This window comes from Kribbella qitaiheensis, from assembly GCF_042657745.1.
GTDB classification, from domain to species: domain Bacteria; phylum Actinomycetota; class Actinomycetes; order Propionibacteriales; family Kribbellaceae; genus Kribbella; species Kribbella qitaiheensis.
Window position 1 is genome coordinate 105,076 of sequence record NZ_JBHSKE010000057.1, and the last position, 16,262, is coordinate 121,337.

At 67.9% G+C, this 16,262-nt stretch carries 14 protein-coding genes; 7 read left to right on the plus strand and 7 right to left on the minus strand.

Annotated elements, in window-relative coordinates:
- Positions 1–221: 221 nt before the first annotated feature.
- A complete protein-coding gene (locus tag ACFPJ1_RS33850) occupies positions 222–1,244 on the plus strand; it encodes an ATP-binding cassette domain-containing protein (RefSeq protein WP_380110305.1) in 1,023 nt (340 codons plus the stop codon).
- Positions 1,241–2,080 carry an ABC transporter permease gene (locus tag ACFPJ1_RS33855; RefSeq protein ID WP_380110307.1) on the plus strand — a complete coding sequence of 280 codons (840 nt, stop codon included), beginning with the start codon at positions 1,241–1,243 and terminating at the stop codon, positions 2,078–2,080. Before ACFPJ1_RS33850 ends, ACFPJ1_RS33855 begins: the two co-directional genes overlap by 4 nt.
- A 452-nt stretch (positions 2,081–2,532) precedes the next feature.
- Here the strand turns inward: ACFPJ1_RS33855 and greA are convergent, their stop codons facing one another.
- Entirely contained in the window at positions 2,533–3,045 is a 513-nt protein-coding gene (gene greA, locus ACFPJ1_RS33860; RefSeq protein ID WP_380110309.1) for a transcription elongation factor GreA, read from the minus strand.
- A gap of 254 nt (positions 3,046–3,299) precedes the next feature.
- Complete coding sequence (locus ACFPJ1_RS33865) at positions 3,300–3,740, minus strand: DUF4307 domain-containing protein (protein WP_380110311.1); 441 nt, start codon at positions 3,738–3,740, stop codon at positions 3,300–3,302.
- 35 nt (positions 3,741–3,775) lie between these two features.
- On the opposite strand from ACFPJ1_RS33865, the gene mca reads away from it, so the two are divergent.
- The 3 genes from mca (at position 3,776) to ACFPJ1_RS33880 (ending at position 6,222) form a co-directional block, all read left to right on the plus strand.
- Positions 3,776–4,639: a mycothiol conjugate amidase Mca gene (gene mca / locus ACFPJ1_RS33870; RefSeq protein ID WP_380110313.1), complete on the plus strand. Its 864-nt coding sequence runs from the start codon at positions 3,776–3,778 to the stop codon at positions 4,637–4,639.
- Positions 4,640–4,670: 31 nt separating this feature from the next.
- Complete coding sequence (locus tag ACFPJ1_RS33875; RefSeq protein ID WP_380110314.1) at positions 4,671–5,015, plus strand: hypothetical protein; 345 nt, start codon at positions 4,671–4,673, stop codon at positions 5,013–5,015.
- Between the two features lie 178 nt (positions 5,016–5,193).
- Positions 5,194–6,222 (plus strand): copper resistance D family protein, encoded by a 1,029-nt coding sequence (locus tag ACFPJ1_RS33880; RefSeq protein WP_380110316.1) that lies wholly within the window; start codon positions 5,194–5,196, stop codon positions 6,220–6,222.
- Positions 6,223–6,279: 57 nt separating this feature from the next.
- On the opposite strand, the gene ACFPJ1_RS33885 is transcribed toward ACFPJ1_RS33880, so the two are convergent.
- From ACFPJ1_RS33885 to ACFPJ1_RS33900, 4 genes are all read right to left on the minus strand, one after another.
- Complete coding sequence (locus ACFPJ1_RS33885) at positions 6,280–7,635, minus strand: dipeptidase (RefSeq protein ID WP_380110318.1); 1,356 nt, start codon at positions 7,633–7,635, stop codon at positions 6,280–6,282.
- A gap of 6 nt (positions 7,636–7,641) precedes the next feature.
- On the minus strand, positions 7,642–8,085 hold the full coding sequence (locus tag ACFPJ1_RS33890; RefSeq protein WP_380110321.1) for a hypothetical protein: 444 nt from the start codon (positions 8,083–8,085) through the stop codon (positions 7,642–7,644).
- Complete coding sequence (locus ACFPJ1_RS33895) at positions 8,082–9,542, minus strand: APC family permease (protein ID WP_380110322.1); 1,461 nt, start codon at positions 9,540–9,542, stop codon at positions 8,082–8,084. The genes ACFPJ1_RS33890 and ACFPJ1_RS33895 overlap by 4 nt, the downstream gene beginning before the upstream one ends.
- 369 nt (positions 9,543–9,911) lie before the next feature.
- On the minus strand, positions 9,912–11,048 hold the full coding sequence (locus ACFPJ1_RS33900; protein WP_380110325.1) for a M24 family metallopeptidase: 1,137 nt from the start codon (positions 11,046–11,048) through the stop codon (positions 9,912–9,914).
- 184 nt (positions 11,049–11,232) lie between these two features.
- Here ACFPJ1_RS33900 and ACFPJ1_RS33905 point away from each other — a divergent pair, with 184 nt between their 5' ends.
- On the plus strand, positions 11,233–13,206 hold the full coding sequence (locus ACFPJ1_RS33905) for a thioredoxin domain-containing protein (RefSeq protein WP_380110421.1): 1,974 nt from the start codon (positions 11,233–11,235) through the stop codon (positions 13,204–13,206).
- Between the two features lie 251 nt (positions 13,207–13,457).
- Positions 13,458–15,503 carry a M4 family metallopeptidase gene (locus ACFPJ1_RS33910; protein WP_380110326.1) on the plus strand — a complete coding sequence of 682 codons (2,046 nt, stop codon included), beginning with the start codon at positions 13,458–13,460 and terminating at the stop codon, positions 15,501–15,503.
- A 230-nt stretch (positions 15,504–15,733) separates the two neighbouring features.
- On the opposite strand, the gene ACFPJ1_RS33915 is transcribed toward ACFPJ1_RS33910, so the two are convergent.
- A complete protein-coding gene (locus tag ACFPJ1_RS33915) occupies positions 15,734–16,252 on the minus strand; it encodes a hypothetical protein (RefSeq protein ID WP_380110328.1) in 519 nt (172 codons plus the stop codon).
- Positions 16,253–16,262: the final 10 nt, after the last annotated feature.

Sequence of the window (16,262 nt, forward strand, 5' to 3'; positions counted from 1 at the left end):
GACGGTAAACCGCAGAGTTGAGCCCTGTCGACTCAATGTCAACAAAGTTGAGTCGAAGTCACTCAAGTTTGAGTCTGCAACCAAATAGTGGCAGGCGCTTATATAACTGCTAGCGTACTTATCGGGCATCGCGGGCGAAAACCTGTCGAAACTGTCGGTGGGCTGGTCCACGATGGCCCCTAGTCAAAGTCCGGCGGGGATCCAGGAAGGGGCGGCTGGAAATGGCTGCTATCGAGGCGACCGGCCTCGTGAAGACGTTCAGGACCAGGAAGAACACGGTCAAAGCCCTCGACGGCATCGATCTGGAGGTTCCGGAAGGCAGCGTGCTCGGCCTGCTGGGACCCAACGGAGCAGGTAAGACGACAGCGGTCCGGGTCCTGACGACCCTGATGGCACCCGACGCGGGCACGGCCCGGGTGCTCGGCCACGACGTGGTGACGGAAGCCGACACCGTCCGGGCCCTGGTCGGCCTGTCGGGGCAGTACGCGGCCGTCGACGAACTGCTGACCGGCCGGGAGAACCTGTGGATGTTCGGCCGGCTCTACCGGTTGAGCAGCCAGCAAGCGAAGCAACGGGCCGACGAACTGCTCGACACCTTCGACCTCACCGACGCCGCCGATCGGATCCTGAAGACGTACTCCGGGGGTATGCGGCGCCGGCTCGACCTGGCCGGTTCGCTGATCGCCCATCCCAGGGTGCTGTTCCTCGACGAGCCGACCACCGGGCTCGACCCGCGGAGCCGCCTCGACCTGTGGAAGATCATCCGCGACCGGGTCAGCGAGGGAGTCACCATTCTGCTGACCACGCAGTACCTCGAGGAGGCCGACGAGTTGGCCGACAGCATCGTGGTGGTCGACCAGGGCTCGGTGATCGCCCGTGGTACGGCGGACGAACTGAAGAACAAGGTGGGCGGTGAGCGGATCGAGGTAGTCGTGCAGGACCAGGACGAGACCTATCGCGCGCTGGAGTTGCTCACGGCCGCGCTGGAGGTGACCGACCCGGAGGCGACCACGCTCGACAAGCACAGCAAGCGGCTCACGCTGCCGGCGCCGGGTGGTTCGAGCGCGCTGGTCGAGGTGATCAGGACGCTCGACGGGGCTGGGATCCGGATCGCCGACATCGGGTTGCGGCGGCCGACGCTGGACGACGTGTTCCTGACGCTGACCGGACACGCGGCGGAGAACGCGGACACGGTGCCGGACGAGTCGGCCGGGAAGCCGGCGGGGAAGAAGGTGCAGGCATGAGCGCGACGGACACGCAGGTCAAGCAGAACTCCACGGGCCAGGCGGTGACGGACGCGGGGATCCTTGCCTGGCGGACGCTGAAGCGGATCCCACGGACGCCGGACATGCTGATCTACGCGACCATCCAGCCGATCATGTTCGTGCTGCTGTTCGCGTACGTGTTCGGCAACGCGATCCCGATCCCGGGTTTCCCGGGGCCGCGGGCCTACCGCGAGTTCCTGATGGCCGGGATCTTCGCGCAGACGATGGCGTTCGCGGTCGCGTCGGCGAGCGTCGGGTTGGCCGACGACATGGCGAAGGGGCTGATCGACCGGTTCCGGTCGCTGCCGATGGCGCGGTCAGCGGTGATCGCCGGGCGGGTGATCGGGGACGTGGTCTTCAACGCCTTCGTGATGCTGGTGATGGTGCTCTGCGGGTTCATCGTGGGGTGGCGCTGGCACAAGGGATTCGGTCAGGCGCTGGCGGCGTTCGCGATCCTGTTGCTGTTCGCCTTCGCGATGCTGTGGGTGGGCGCGTTGATCGGCCTGTCGGTGAGTAGCGCCGAGGTGGCCGCGTCGGCGGGGTTGATCTGGTTGTTCCCGTTGACGTTCCTGTCGAACGCGTTCGTGCCGACGCCGAACCTGCCGAGCGCACTGCAGCCGATCGCCGAGTGGAACCCGCTCTCCTCCATCGTCGCCGCCTGCAGACACCTCTTCGGCAACCCGTCGCCGTTCGCGAGCCCCGACGGCTTCCCGGCCCAGCACCCGGTCTGGCTCAGCCTGATCTGGTGCACCGCCATCATCGCCGTCTTCGCCCCCTTGGCCGTCCGCAAGTACAGAAGCTCCACCGCCCACTAAATCCCCAAGCGGACGCCGAGCGTCCCATGGAGGCCGCCCGGCGTGCCATCGAAGCCGCCGGGCGTACCAGCCGTCCGTTGGCGGAACAGCCGAACCCGCGGAGCCACCTCCACACCAACCACCTCATCCGGCTGCCGGGTCCGCCGAGTCGTGGGATTCGGGCCGGGAAAGCGATTGCCGAGAACGCGTTTCCACGAGTGAGTGGACGCTCATGCTCTCGCGCATGTGAGGTGAAGTCGGGCGGCGGCGGGGTCGTGGTGCTGCGCGAACAAACCACGCCTGCGCCGCCGTCGTGGTGGGGGTTGTGGTGCTGCGGAGCTAAGTCGGGACAGGCAGCACCGGATGGCCGCTGGGTGGAGCGGCGGGGCGCCGGAGGTGGGCGTTCGTAGTACCGGGACAAACAACCACCCCGGCCCCCCAAGCGGGGGAGCCGGGGTGGGGTGTCTGGTGGGTCAGCCCTTGAAGGGGACCGCGGCGACGATCTCTACCGTCACCGGCTTGCCGTTGGGCGCCTCGTAGGTCGCCTTCTCGCCCTTCTTCTTGCCCATGATGGCGGCGCCGAGCGGGGACTGCGGCGAGTAGACGTCGATGTCCACCGAGGAGTCCAGGGCGAGGAGTTCGCGGGAGCCGAGCAGGAACGTCTCGACGTCGTCGTCACCGGCGAACTTGATCGAGACCTTCATGCCGGGCTCGACGGCGCCACCGGACTTCGGGGTCTCGCCGACGCGGGCGCGGCGCAGCATGTCCTCCAGCTGGCGGATCCGGGCCTCCATCTTGCCCTGCTCGTCCTTGGCGGCGTGGTAGCCGCCGTTCTCCTTGAGGTCGCCCTCGTCGCGGGCGTCGCTGATCCGCTGCGTGATCTCCGCCCGGGCCGGCCCCTTGAGGTGCTCGAGCTCGGACTTCAGCTGCTCGTAACCATCCTGCGTCAGCCAGACAACGCTGTCCTCGTCGATCTTCTGCGTCACGGGCTGCTCCTTTGTCGATGGGATGGGTAGAAAAGCTTCAGGCCGCCGTCGTCGACGGCGACCAATCCACTGAGCGTAGCAAGATCGGGGTCAGAACCCCACAGTTCTTTGCCCGCTCAAGGGCTTGGCAAACGCTTGCATGGCGCCGGTCGGTAATCGGTGCAGCGGCAAGACCAGTAACCAGACCAATCGCTAGACCACCTGTAGACCACTGACGTGGCTCGAGCTAACCGGTCCGAGCGCTGACTTCGGTGTCAGTTCGGCCGGTGGGCGTCGGCGGTAGTGCACCCGACCAGTACTACGGACGTCGCCGCGCGCTGCGTCGTCAGGGTCGAGGTGACCGTCTGCTGACGGGGTGAGTCGGCCGGCACCGTCACGGTGATCTCGCCGACGATCGAGAAGTCCGCGGCCTTCGCCTGCAGCCGGCAGGCCGCCTCGACCGACTTGCTCCGGTCCACCTGGATCGTCGCGTTCGCCGAGGTGTCCGAGGTGACCTGGAAACCCAGCAGCCGCGAGGACACCGGCGGGTTCGACTGGACGAACGCGACCCACAGCAGCCAGACCAGTCCGAGCAGCACGAGGGTGCCGATGACGCCCAGGACCAGCGGCCTGCGGCGGCGGCCGGTCCGTCCGTAGCGGGCGTCCAGAGCGGCCTGCGCGCTGTCGGTTCGCACGGCCGGGTGTGGGTCGGTCACTGGTTCTCCTCGGGCTTGGAGGACCATTGTCTCTTGTGACTGAAGATCTTCGCCTGCTGCATGTCCATGCTCACCCCGACGACGAGTCCAGCAAGGGCGCCGCGTCGACCGCCAAGTACGTCGCCGAGGGCGTCGATGTGTTGGTCGCCACCTGTACCGGTGGAGAACGTGGCTCGATCCTGAACCCGAACATGGACCGGCCGGACGTGCTGGCCAACATCAGCGAGATCCGCCGCCAGGAGATGGACGCCGCCCGGGAGATCCTCGGCATCCGGCAGGAATGGCTCGGCTGGGTCGACTCGGGTTTCCCCGAGGGTGATCCGCCGCCGCCGCTGCCGGAGGGCTCCTTCGCCTCGCTCAAGGTCGAGGACGCCGCCGCCCCGCTGGTGAAGCTGATCCGCGAGTTCCGCCCGCAGGTCGTCACGACGTACGACGAGAACGGGGGCTACCCGCACCCGGATCACGTGATGTGCCACCAGATCACCGTGGCGGCGTTCGAGGCGGCCGGTGACCCTGACGCGTATCCCGAGTTCGGGGCGCCGTACCAGCCGCTGAAGCTGTACTACCACCACACCTTTCACCGCGAGCGGATGAAGGCGCTGAACGACGCGATGCTCGCCCGCGGCCTGGAGTCGCCGTACGCCGACCGGCTGAAGGACTGGAAACCCGACCCGGAGAACGAGCGCCGGATCACCACCCGGGTGGAATGCTCGGAGTACTTCGCGGTCCGGGACCGGGCGCTGCTCGCGCATGCGACCCAGATCGACCCGGAGGGCGCGTGGTTCGCCGTACCGCTGGAGGTGCACCAGGCGGCCTGGCCGACCGAGGACTACGAGCTGGCCCGCAGCCTGGTGGAGTCCGAACTGCCTGAAGACGACCTCTTCGCGGGGCTGCGCTGACGGCGGGGCGGGACGGTGAGACACTGGCGTGGTGAAAGCGACGACCCATCTTCTGAGCATCAAGCTGCCGGCGACAGAGATCGACCCGAACTCGGTCAAGCCGGGCTGGGTCGCGCTGCTGATCGTGCTGGCGCTCGGTGCCGCCACGGTGCTGCTGTGGCGCAACATGGGCAAGCAGCTGAAGAAGATCGACTTCGACCCGGACGCTGGTGCGCGCGACCAAGCACCGTCCGACGTCCCGCCGACCACGGACAGCTCAGCGGACCAGGCTGGCGCTGTCGGGCCGACGACTGACGGCCCGCAGGCCGACGCGGAAGCCGGGGCTGGGGCCGAGGCCAAGACCGAGGCCGAGAACGGCGCATCGCAGCCGAAATAGGGCCCGGACCAGGTCGGTGCCGGGGGCAACAGCCTGCTCGCCGCGATTGCCGAAAGTCACGCTGAAGCAACCGTTTGCGACACCCGGGTCACGAGATGGTGTCGCGGCGGGACACTGTTAGATAGCTCACCTATAGTGTGCGCGTGTTCAACGAAGGTGCCGAGGGCGGGATCGCTCTGTGACCGCGACCCGCGCCGCCCGGCACCGTATGCCCGGACGTCTGGTCGCGGGTGGCGCGAGCGCGGTGCTGGTGGCCGCGGTGGCGATGGTCGTCGGCCTGTACTCGGCCGGCAGCGAACCGCAGGCGGACCCGCTGGCGATCGGCGGGCCGGGCGTCTTCATCGACTGGCTGCTGCCGTTCCTCCGGCTGCTCTCCACGATGGCGACGGTCGGTTGCGCAGGTGCCCTGCTGGCCGCGGTGGTGCTGCTGCGCACTGACGGCGGTCCGCTCGGACTGCAAGGCCGCCGGGCGATCCGCGACGCGAGCAACTCCGCGATCATCTGGGCCGTCTCGGCGTTCGCCGGAGCGATCGTGACGGCGGCGATCTTGCTCGACACCCCCGTCAATCTGCTCCGGCTCCGGCTGGACGACGCGCTCGGTGTGCCCGAAGTGAAGGCGCTCCTGATCACCGGCATCCTCGTGGTCGCGCTGGCGATCGGCATCCGCCGCGTGCAGACCTCCTCGGCCGCCGGCCTCGGAGTACTGGTGGCCATCGCCGCGCTGATCCCGCCGGCCCTGACCGCTTACCCCCGCAATGAGTCGTACGTCGTCCTCGCCGGCGCCGCTCTGGTCATCCACGTCATTGCGGCGACCACCTGGGTCGGGGGACTGGCCGGTCTGGTCCGGTACGGGCGGGCCAGCCGCAACGGTCTGCCTCTCGTGCTGGAGCGCTACAGCCAGGTCGCCCTCGTCTCGTCGATCGCAGTACTGCTCAGCGGGGTGATCAGCGCGGCCGGTCGCCTCGCGGCCAAGGGTGGCGGCTACGACACAGTCCTCGACGTCCTCACCTCCGACGCGTACGGCGGGCTGTTGCTCGCCAAGACGGTCGCGTTCGTCGTACTGATCATCGGCGGCTGGATCCACCGCCGCCAGGTCGTCGTCAACCTGATCGAGCCCGGCCCCCGGTTCTGGCAACTCGTCATCGGCGAACTCGTCGTGATGGCGCTCGCGATCGGCCTGTCGGTGGCCCTCTCGCAGACCACCTGAGGCGGGGCACATCCTCCGCGGAGGACCTCCTGTCCTCCGCGGGGGATCTCCTAGTGGTCAGCCCTTGTTCGCAGGGCCTGTTGCGTAGCGCTGGAGGAAGAGGGCTTCGGTCAGTGCCATGGCTTCGAGCTCGTTCGGATCGACGCTCTCGTTCGGCGCGTGGATGAGTGCCTGCGGTTCCTCCACGCCGATCAGGATGAGCTCGGTCCCGGGGTATGTGTCCGCGAACACATTGCACAGCGGGATGGATCCGCCCTGTCCCAGCGTGGCCATCGGCGTGCCGTAAGCGTCTTGCATCGCCGTCGCCATGGCTGTGTAGGCAGGCCCGTCGATCTCGGCCTTGAAGGGCGCGCCGGCCGCCTCGATCTCCGTGGTGACGCGGACGCCCCAGGGAGCAGCCGCCTGAAGCTGGTCGATCAGGCTGGTCCCGGCTTGATCCGGGCTCACGCCCGGCGGGATGCGCAGGTTCAGCCGCGCCGCCGCCCTCGGCACGATGGCCGCCGCCGACCCGACCACCGGAGGGCAGTCGATGCCCAGGATGGTCACCGCCGGCCGCGCCCACAGCATGTCCGAAACGCTGCCGTCCCCCGACAAGGAGACGCCCTCCACCACGGTCGCGTCGCGGCGGAACTGGTCGGGCGGATAGGGCTCGCCCGACCAGGTCTGGGTGTTGTCCAGCCCCTTGATCGTGGTGTTGCCGTGCTCGTCGCGCAGACTGGCAAGCATCGCGACCAGGGCCGCGAGCGCGTCCGGCGCGGGACCGCCGAACATGCCGGAGTGGACCTCGGAGCCTAGGGCCTCGACAGTCACGACCACATTCACCATTCCGCGCAGGCTCACCGTGGCCGCCGGGTGGCCGACGGCCGCGTTGCCGGTGTCACAGACGAGAATGGTGTCTGCGCGGAGTAGATCGGCGTGGTCAGGCACGAACGCCTCGAGGCCACCGGTTCCCTGCTCCTCGGATCCTTCGACCACGAGCTTGAGGTTCACCGGCACCTGCTCACCGAGCGCACGTAGCGCCGTGAGGTGCATGACGATGTTGCCTTTGCAGTCGGCCGTTCCGCGGCCGTACCAGCGACCGTCCACCTCGGTGAGCTCGAACGGCGGCGTGCGCCAGGCGTCGTCGTCGAGTGGTGGCTGGACGTCGTAGTGGGCATACAGCAACACAGTGGGAGCGTCGGGATCCGAGCACGGCCGGGACCCGACGACGGCCATACTGCCGTCCGCCGTCTCCTTCAGCTCCGCGTCGGAGAATCCCAGCTCCTTGAACTTCTCGAGCACCCACGTCGCGGCGCGCTCGCATTCCTCAGCAGGGAACTGGCGGGGGTCGGCCACAGACCTGATGGCGACGAGGTCGGCGAGTTCCTCCCGCGCCCGCGGCATCAGGTCCGCGATCCGGGTTCGCAGTTGCATCACCACTCACCCCGCGACATCGCTGGTCTTGAGGTCGTCGACGAACTGCTGGAAGTCTTCGAGCTCGTCCGGACAGTAGATCTTGATGATCAGCAGCTGACCGCGGACGACGCGGCTGTCCGCGATCACGGGCCGCATCCCCGGCCCGCTGGCGCCGTTGGACAGCAGCGACAGCAGGGTCCCGCGGCTGAGGGCCTCGTTCGGATTGTCGCAGGTCGCGCCTCCGTCGTCGCCCAGAACCCTGACGACCTGGTCGCGCGTCGGTGTTCTCGCCCCCTCGGCCTGGAGGGCAGCGATGAACTGGTCAGCCTTCTGCTCGGCCTGCTGGGTGGACTTCGCGGAGCTGAAGGCGATCAGGCCGATGATCAACAGGATCACGAGGACCACCGCGACGACGATGTAGATGGTCCGGCGTTCGCTGCCGGTCTGTGTCTCGACAGGCGTGCTCATGACTCCGTCACCCCCGCCGGCTCAGGCTGCTTCCATGAATCCTTGCGGAACCGGTAGAACAGGAAAGGCACGAGCAGGCCGAGACCGAGGGCGCCGCCGCCGACGATCGCGAGGTACACGCCGGAGTTGCCGGACTCGAACTGCGAGGGCGGGATGAACCCGACCAACAATGCCGCCAGCGAGGCCGCGAACCCGACGCCGCACATCCCGACGAGCATCGGCGCCCGGTAGCCACGGGCGTGGTCCGGGTTCTTGCGGCGCAGCTGGACCGCGGCGACGAACATCAGCAGGTACATGATCAGATACACCTGTGTGGTGATCACCGAGAAGATCCAGTAGGCGCTCGACACATCCGGAATGAACGCGTAGGCGAGGCCGATCACGGTGGTGAGCAGGCCTTGGACGACCAGGATGTTCTGCTGGACGCCGTTCTTGTTCAGGCGCTGCAGGTATGGCGGGAGGTAGCCCTCCTGGCGGGAGATGAGCAGCAGGCCCTTGGACGGGCCGGCCAGCCAGGTCAGCATGCCGGCGACGGAGGCGGTGACCAGCATGATCCCGACGATCGGGGTCAGCCACTGCCAGCCGAAGTTGGCGAAGACGGCGTCGAAGGCCTGCATCACCCCGGCGGTGAGGGAGAGCTCCTCGGCGGGGACGATCCAGCTGATCGCCAGCGCGGGGAGGATGAAGATCGCCAGCACCAGGCCCATGGCCAGGAACATCGACTTCGGGAACTCCTTGCCCGGGTTCTTCAGCGACGACACGTGGACGGCGTTCATCTCCATGCCGGAGTAGGACAGGAAGTTGTTGACGATCAGGACCAGGCTCGAGAGCCCTGCCCAGACAGGGAAAATGTTGTCCGCGGTCATCGGTGCGGCCGACGGGTTGCCTTGGCCGAGGAAGACGACGCCGAGGGTGACCAGGACGACGCCGGGGATCAGCGTGCCGATGATCAGGCCGCCGCTGGCCAGGCCGGCCACGCCTTTGGTACCGCGCGAGGAGACCCAGACACCGGACCAGTAGACGACGATGATGACCGCCGCGGTCCACACACCACTACTGGCCAGCTCGGGGTTGAACACGTACGCCAGGGTGCTGGCCACGAACCCCAGGAGGCTCGGGTAGTAGAAGATCGTCATCGCGAACTGGCACCACACCGCCAGGAAGCCCATCGGCTTCGAGATGCCTTCAGAGACCCACTTGTAGATCCCGCCATCCCAACCCGACGCCAACTCCGCGGAGACAAGCGAGGTGGGCAGCAGGAACACGATGGCCGGAAGCAGGTACAAGAAGACGCAGGCCAGTCCGTAGACCGCCATCGTCGGCGCCGCCCGGAGGCTGGCCACCGAGCTCGTCGTCATCATCGCCAGCGCCACCCACGAGATCCACGCGGTGGCGGGGACCTTGGTTTTGGCGGACGCGGCCGCAAGAGGCTCGACGGGTACGTCTGCTGAGCTCATCGCAACCACGCTCTGAGGGACTTGCTACCGGTCCTGACTCCCTGGCCGGGCGGCCAGCCACAAGATAGAGGAGTGCTTCCAAGTTCCGACACCATCATCGCCCCCTTGGCCACGATGTTGCGCTGGTAAGTGGCCTAAGGCTAGGAATCCGCGGTCGCACGCGGATCATCCGCAGCGGATGAAAGGTGAGACCGGTCATCTCACTCGTGATCCGGGGTGCGGCGGCTCCGCATCCGGCTCCGGATCGCGTTGAGACCGACGGCGAGCATCCGGGTCGAGCAACGCCCGCGTGATGATGCTGAAGACCGTGAAACGGCCAACAGGACAAGGACGATCTGACGCTGTACCCGGTCGACGAACCTCGCGTTCCTACTCGACGACGCGGAGGTGGTGGTCGGTATTGTTGAACCGTCGTCCGGCGTTCTCGGTGACCGTGACGATGTCCTCGATCCTGACCCCGAACCGGCCGGCCAGGTAGATGCCGGGCTCGATGGAGAAGCACATGCCGGGCTCGAGCGGCTGCTCCTCGCCCTCGACCATGTACGGCGGTTCGTGGGTGGTCACGCCGATCCCGTGGCCGGTGCGATGGATGAACTGGTCGCCGTAGCCGGCGTCGGTGATGACTGCCCGGGCAGTGCGGTCGATCTCCTGGCACGGCACGCCCGGCTGGACGGCCTCGAACGCCGCCTGTTGCGCCGCCCTGACGATGTCGTGCACCTTCTGCACCTCGGCGCTCGGTTCGCCGACGCAGACCGTGCGCGTGGTGTCGGACCCGTACCCGTGCATCAGGCCGCCGAAGTCGAGCACGACCGAGTCGCCGGGTTGGATGACCCGCTCTCCTGCCTCATGGTGCGGGTTGGCGCCGTTGGGGCCGGACCCGACAACGGTGAAGTCGACCTGTTCATGGCCGAACTCCCGGAGCAGCCGGGCCAGATCGGCCGCGACCTCGGTCTCGCGCCGGCCGGCGAAGCGGAGCTGGATGATCTCCAGGTACGTCGAGTCGGCGGCCTCGCCTGCCATCGCCAGCCGCGCCAGTTCGTCGGCGTCCTTGACCGCACGCATCATGGGCATGCCCTGGCTCAACGCGTGGTAGCTCGTTGCCGGTCTCGCCTGTTGCAGCCCGAGCAGGTGCATGGCCCAGGCCGAGTCCGAGATCCCGAACCGGCCGTCAGCTGCCAGCAGGCTTCCGGCCAACGGGTAGGGGTCGGATCCATCGGCCCAGTCGATCATGGTGACGGCGCCGGCGCCCTCGGCTGACTCCGCATCGGGCCGCTCGAGTGTCGGCACCACCAGCGTGGGTTCTCGATCGGCGCTGAGCACCAGCATCGTGAGCCGCTCCGTGATGGCTGTCGGCTGATAGCCGGTCAGCCACACCAGGTCCGGTCCGGGCGCGACGATGACGCCGGTGAGTCCCGCTCCGACGGCTTCGTCCACCACTCGACTCATTCGTGCGGCGTAGTCGTCCTGGGTGAACGGGGTGGGTGTCCGCTGCGTGGCTGTCGTCATTTCGCTGCCTCCCGAGTAGCCACGCTAGGACCACCGGTCGCGGCCGGAATCATCCGGAACGGATGATTGCGGCATCGCGTCGCCGCTGTGGCTGGTCGTCCCGGGTGGGTGGGGCTGTCGTGCGTGTGTTGTAGTTGAGCATGGCGTGGAACGCCCGCGCGTGTGATGGGAGACAGCCGCAGTGGTGAACCGCTTGGCGAACGCGACATCGCCGTATCTCCTGCAGCACAAGGACAATCCGGTCGACTGGTGCGAATGGTCGGAGGGTGTGTTCGCGGAGGCGCGCGAGCGGGACGTGCCGGTGTTCCTCTCGATCGGGTACTCGGCCTGCCACTGGTGTCACGTGATGGCGCACGAGTCGTTCGCGGACGAGGAGACCGCCGCCTACCTGAACGAGCACTTCGTCTGCGTGAAGGTGGACCGCGAGGAACGCCCCGACGTGGACGCGATCTACATGGCGGCGACGGTCGCGATGACGGGCCAGGGCGGCTGGCCGATGTCGGTGTTCCTGACTCCGGCGGCCGAGCCGTTCTTCTGCGGCACCTACTTCCCGTCGCAACCGCGGGCGGGGATGGCGACCTTCCGCCAGGTGCTCGAGTCCCTGGTCGAGGCCTGGCGGACCAAGCGCGACCAGATCGACGGGATCGGCACTCAGGTGGTGTCCCAGCTCGGCGCCCGGACGGCGGCGGCGCAGGGTTCGATCGACGAGCAGACGCTGGAGCGGGCGGTCGCGCTGCTCAAGGTGGACTTCGACCCGGTGGACGGCGGCTTCGGGTCGGCGCCGAAGTTCCCGCCGTCGATGGTGCTCGACTTCCTGCTCCGGCATCACCGCCGGACCGGCTCCGAGGACGCGCTGGCGATGGTGGCGCACACCTGCGAGCGGATGGCCCGCGGCGGTATGTACGACCAGCTCGCCGGCGGCTTCGCGCGGTACAGCGTGGACGGGCAATGGGTCATCCCGCACTTCGAGAAGATGCTCTACGACAACGCGCTGCTCCTGGACGTCTACACGCACTGGTGGGCGATCACCGAGGATCCACTGGCGCGGCGGATCGCTACCGAGACGGCCGACTTCCTGCTCGCCGAGCTCCGCACTCCCGAGGGTGGCTTCGCGTCGGCGCTCGACGCGGACACCGAGGGCGAGGAGGGCCTGTACTACGTCTGGTCGCCCGAGGAGCTCCACCAAGTCCTCGGCGAAGACGCCAACTGGGTGATCGACCTCTGCGGCGTGACCGGCACCTTCGAGCACGGCACCTCCGTTTTGCAACTCCGCCGCGACCCCGACGATCCCGCCCGCTGGCAGAAAGTGCAGGCCGTACTGCGCGACGCCCGGCGCGCCAGGACCTACCCGGGCCGCGACGACAAGGTGGTTGTCGCCTGGAACGGTCTGGCGATCACCGCGCTCGCGCGTGCGGGCGTAGTACTGGACAAGCCCGAGTACGTCGAGGCGGCGGTGACCGCGGCCGGATTGGTCCGGGACGTCCACCTCGACGGGTCGGGCCGACTCCACCGGACCTCGCGCGACGGCAAGGTCGGCACCGCACACGGCGTGCTCGAGGACTACGCCGCCTTCGCGCAGGCCTGCCTCACGTTGCTCGGCGTCACCGGTGACGCCGACTGGTTGCGGCTCGGCGAGTCCTTGCTGGACAGGGTTCTCGATCAGTTCGTTGCTGAGGGCACCTTCTATGACACGGCCGCGGACGCCGAGTCGCTGGTCTGGCGGCCGCAGGATCCGACCGACAACGCAAGTCCGGCCGGTGTATCGCTGGCGGCCGAAGCGTTGACCACTGCGGCCTCGCTGACCGGATCGGCCCGGTACGACGCCGCGGCGATGCAGGCGATCAACGCCTCGGCGACGCTGGCCGCGCGGGCGCCGCGGTTCGCCGGCCGGGGACTCGCGGTCGCGGAGACGGCTGCCGCCGGGCCGCTGGAGATCGCCATCGCGGGGGAGTCGGGCGAGCTTCTCCTGGTCGCCTTCAAGGATTCGCCCTGGGGGACGGCCGTGGTGCACGGCGAGCCAGGCCTCGACGTACCGCTGATGGCCGGCCGGGACCTGGTCGGCGGACGGCCCGCGGCGTACGTGTGTCAGAAGTTCACCTGCCGGCTCCCGGTCGTGTTGCCGGAAGACCTTCGACGTGAGTTGACGCCCGGGCGCTGACAACGCGCGCCAGTGCGGGTTTTCCCTGTCGTTTCAGTACTTTCCCTTGACTCGCGGCCTCGCGAGGGACAGAGTCCTCCCTCAGTCGGATGTAACAGAACTCGCATGTCCTGACACGCAGTGTCACAAGTGAGCAGTGGCACTGTTGCGCCAGATCATCCGGCGTCCCCATTTGAATTGGTCGCTGCGCCCAAACAGCGACCACACCGTGAGGAGATGTTGTCTTGAAACGACTGACATCAGCAGGGGCGGTGGCCATCGTCGCAACAGCGGGATTGGCCGGAGCCTTCACAGGGTCGCCCGCAGGAGCCGCCAACCGTACGGCCCCACTTCCGGCCAGCGGGTTCAACCAGCCGGCCGCCGTCCAGGCCGAGCAGGCGCTGACCGCGCAGACGGCCGCAGCCCTCGGCCTGGGCGGCGGTGAGGTGCTCAAGGTCCGCGACGTCGTCAAGGATGCCGACGGCACCGAACACGTCCGCTACGACCGCACCTACAACGGTCTGAAGGTCGTCGGCGGCGACCTGATCGTGGAGCGCAAGAGCGACGCGATCAAGAGCGTGATCTACAACCGCGGCGCTAGCAAGGTGGGTGTCCCGTCCACCAAGCCGACGCTGTCGCAGGCGGCCGCGCTGGCCAAGGGCTCGAAGTCGGCGGACTTCAAGGCCACCAGCAACAAGGGGACGCGGGTCGTCTTCGCGGCCACCGGCAAGCCGGTGCTGGCGTACGAGGTCGTCACCTCGGGCGTCAAGGCCGACCAGACGCCGTCCGTGCTGCACACGTTCGTCGACGCCAAGTCCGGCGCCGTCCTTGCCCAGGACGACGAGATCAAGACCGGTACCGGCAACTCGATGTACTCCGGCACGGTCAGCATCGGCACCTCGGGCAGCTTCTCCATGACCGACCCGAGCCGCGGTGGCAACTTCACCACCGACCTGAACGGCGCGACCTCCGGCAACGGCACCACCTTCACCGACCCCGACGACACCTGGGGCAACGGCAGCACGTCCAGCCGGCAGACCGCCGGTGTCGACGCGCACTACGGCGCCCAGCTCACCTGGGACTACTACAAGAACGTCCACGCCCGCAACGGCATCTTCAACAACGGCCAGGGTGCGCGGTCCCGCGTGCACTACGGCAACGCCTACGTGAACGCGTTCTGGGACGGCACCCAGATGACGTACGGCGACGGCTCGGGCAACGCCCGGCCGCTGACCGCCATCGACGTGGCCGGTCACGAGATGAGCCACGGTGTCACCGAGGCGACCGCGAACCTGAACTACTTCGGCGACGCGGGCGGCCTGAACGAGTCCACCTCGGACATCTTCGGCACCTCGGTGGAGTTCTCGGCGAACAACTCGTCCGACCCGGGTGACTACCTGATCGGCGAGAAGATCAACATCAACGGCAACGGCACCCCGCTGCGCTACATGGACAAGCCGTCCAAGGACGGGGCCAGCCGGGACTGCTGGAGCACCAGCGTCGGCGGGCTCGACCCGCACTACTCCTCCGGCCCGCTGAACCACTGGTTCTACCTGGCCTCCGAGGGCACCGGCAGCAAGGTGATCGGTGGGGTCACGCACAGCAGCACCGCCTGCGACGGCTCGACCGTGGCCGGCGTCGGCCGCGACGTGGCCGCCAAGGTCTGGTACCGCACGCTGAGCACCAAGCTCACCTCCGGCAGCACCTACAAGGACGCCCGTGAAGGGGCGATCAACTCCGCCAAGGAGCTGTACGGCGCCGACTCCAACCAGTGCAAGGGCATCCAGGCTGCCTTCACCGCCATCTCCGTCCCGGCCGGCGCGGCCGCCTGCACCGGCGACCCCGAGCCGCCGACCGGCGACAACCTGCTGCTCAACCCGGGCTTCGAGTCCGGCGCGGTGAACTGGACCGGCACCGCGGGCCCGATCACCAACAACACCGGGCGTCCGGCCCGGACCGGCACCTGGAAGCTGTGGCTGCAGGGCAACGGCCGCACCACCACGGAGAACGTCGGCCAGTCCGTCGCGATCCCGGCGTCCGCGAGCTCGGCCAGCTTGTCGTTCTGGATCCGCATCGACACTGCCGAGACCACCAGCTCCACGGTCTACGACACCGCCAAGATCCAGATCGTCGATGGTGGCACGACCACCACGCTGGCGACCTACTCCAACCTCAACAAGAACACGACGTACGTCCAGAAGACGTTCAACGTGACGGCTTACAAGGGCAAGACGGTGACGGTGAAGTTCCTCGGCCAGGAGGACTCCTCCCTGCAGACCAGCTTCGTCGTCGACGACACGTCGCTGACCGCGAGCTGAATCTCCCGCAGTTCGCTGTAACACCGCAAGTCCCGCTGTGACCAGTCCGGGGCGTACGGCCTCCGCCCAGGCCGTGCGCCCCGGCTGCCTGTTGTGAACATACGTCCAGAAGACGCTGAACTTCCTTGCCTACAAGGGGAAAACCGTCACCGTCAGGTTCCTCGGCCAGGAGGACTCGTCGCTGCGGACCAGCATAGTGATCGACGACGTGGCACTGACGACCAGCTGAATCAGACCGGCTTGCAGAGCTTGCCGGGCGGTACGGCGGCCTCGGTGAGCAGCTTGCTCACCGGGGCCACCATCGGCTTCAGCTTCGGGTCCTCCAGCCGGGCCAGACCACCGCTGGTCGAGACGGCGATGATCATGTCGTCGGGGTGCCGGACGCTCGGCTTGGTGATGCCGACGTCGGCCCAGTCGACCTGCTTCACCGCATCGGTGATGGTGCCGAGGAAGCCCGCGTCCAGCTTGCAGCGCACGGGATCCTTGCCCCGGGTGCTGACGCTGGCGACTCCGTCGGTGTCGATGAAGACCTTGTCGTTGAACCCGGCGAAACCGCCGGTCCTGGTCACCGTCAACGGGAGCGGACCCGCGCCCGTTGACGGAGTACCGGTGGTGGGTGTGTTGGGGGCGGGCGTACTCGTGGCGGGCGCCGAGGGAGTGCTCCCGGCGTCTGGAGTCGATTCGTCGCCGCACCCGGTCAGGACCAGGCCGGCGGCGGCTGCCAGAACTGCGTACCGGATGCTCTTCACACCCTCATGC

Excerpts from the sequence above, each read along its gene's own strand:
- ACFPJ1_RS33895 (WP_380110322.1), bottom strand. The coding sequence starts at position 9,542 with ATGAGCTCAGCAGACGTACCCGTCGAGCCTCTTGCGGCCGCGTCCGCC.
- ACFPJ1_RS33885 (WP_380110318.1), bottom strand. The coding sequence starts at position 7,635 with ATGCAACTGCGAACCCGGATCGCGGACCTGATGCCGCGGGCGCGGGAG.
- ACFPJ1_RS33850 (WP_380110305.1), top strand. The coding sequence starts at position 222 with ATGGCTGCTATCGAGGCGACCGGCCTCGTGAAGACGTTCAGGACCAGG.
- ACFPJ1_RS33890 (WP_380110321.1), bottom strand. The coding sequence starts at position 8,085 with ATGAGCACGCCTGTCGAGACACAGACCGGCAGCGAACGCCGGACCATC.
- ACFPJ1_RS33855 (WP_380110307.1), top strand. The coding sequence starts at position 1,241 with ATGAGCGCGACGGACACGCAGGTCAAGCAGAACTCCACGGGCCAGGCG.
- ACFPJ1_RS33900 (WP_380110325.1), bottom strand. The coding sequence starts at position 11,048 with ATGACGACAGCCACGCAGCGGACACCCACCCCGTTCACCCAGGACGAC.